The organism is Vibrio sp. 1557 (assembly GCF_033340175.1).
Classification (GTDB): Bacteria; Pseudomonadota; Gammaproteobacteria; order Enterobacterales; family Vibrionaceae; genus Vibrio; species Vibrio alginolyticus.
The window spans coordinates 1-1,144 of record NZ_JAWOVZ010000232.1 but is presented as its reverse complement, the minus strand read 5'-3'; the positions used below and the strand labels follow the sequence as shown (position 1 = coordinate 1,144).

3 protein-coding genes are annotated in these 1,144 nt (G+C 47.9%); 1 reads left to right on the top strand and 2 read right to left on the bottom strand.

Annotated elements, in window-relative coordinates; genetic code table 11:
* The coding region (locus tag R7070_RS26125; protein WP_318141504.1) for a fumarylacetoacetate hydrolase family protein at positions 1-310 on the top strand (310 nt) is incomplete at its 5' end.
* Here R7070_RS26125 and R7070_RS26120 read toward each other — a convergent pair.
* Positions 307-618 (bottom strand): AzlD domain-containing protein, encoded by a 312-nt coding sequence (locus R7070_RS26120; protein WP_015313014.1) that lies wholly within the window; start codon positions 616-618, stop codon positions 307-309. The genes R7070_RS26125 and R7070_RS26120 overlap by 4 nt on opposite strands.
* A partial coding sequence (locus tag R7070_RS26115; RefSeq protein WP_318141503.1) for an AzlC family ABC transporter permease occupies positions 618-1,144 on the bottom strand: 527 nt, incomplete at its 5' end. The genes R7070_RS26115 and R7070_RS26120, both read right to left, overlap by 1 nt.

The following is a 1,144-nucleotide window of genomic DNA, read 5'->3' as shown; positions in this document are numbered from 1 at the left end:
AGCAAAAGCATTTGATGGTTCTGCGGTTTTTAGCCGCTTTGTGCCTCTTGAAGGCATTGATATTCATGACCTTAACTTAGAACTATTGATTAACTGTGTTCGTGTGCAAAAAGGCCACGTACAACAGATGCTGTATCCGCCATTTGCGATTTTGGATGAGCTAAGTAGCTACACAACTTTGCAAGACGGTGATGTGGTGATGACGGGAACGCCGCAAGGGGTTGGCGAAGTCCATCAAGGCGACGTCTTCCTTGGGCGTTTAAAATGTGGCGACGTCACCTTGTTAGAAATTGAGTGGGTGGCTGATTAAAGCCAAACGCGCAAAAGAAGAAACGCCACCATACTGACAACCGTCGTTAAGAGAACGTTTTTTGTCAAATAGGCGATCAACGCAGCCAAAGTCGCAGCCAATAAAAACGGGTTTTGTACGCTGACACTGAGTTCCCCTTCGGGGATGAAGACAATCGGCGCCCAGATCGCGGTTAAAACGGCCGGACTCGCGTAGTTGAGAATCTTTTGTGTGCGCGTGCCGAGCTTTAATGGCAACTTCGGCTCGAGAAACAAGTATCGGCTTGTGAACACCAACAGCGTCATGAGTAAAATTGACAGCATAATCATTAGCGTTTCTCCTGTACTTGTTCGACAAAATAGCCTGTTAACATGGCTAAAATGCTCGAAATCATCAAACTTCCTTCCACTTGGTAATAGGTCAACGCGACTGAGCCTACCAAAGCCACTAAGACGCTAGAAAGTACCGCTGCATTTTTAATCGTGGGTACGACAATCGCGATAAAGGTTGCGGCTACTGCAAATTCCAACCCCATTTCATTCAGTTCTGGGATTAGGCTACCTGCCACGATGCCTGTCAGCGTCGCAAGGTTCCAGAACAGATAGAAGCTCAATCCGGCGCCTAGGGCGTACCAGCGATTAAATTGTTCGTCAGAATGATGGCCTGCAATGGCAAACAGCTCGTCGGTTAACAGAAAACCAAGCGATAGCCGCCATTTAAGCGGAAGTGGTGCAATTTTACTGCGCATGGATACGCTGTAGAGAAAATGTCGTGAGGTGATGAAAAACGTGGTGAGCAACATAGTGGTTAACCCCGCGCCCGCTTTTATCATTCCCATCGCGACGAGCTGAGCGG

Excerpts from the sequence above, each read along its gene's own strand:
- R7070_RS26120 (WP_015313014.1), bottom strand. The coding sequence starts at position 618 with ATGATTATGCTGTCAATTTTACTCATGACGCTGTTGGTGTTCACAAGC.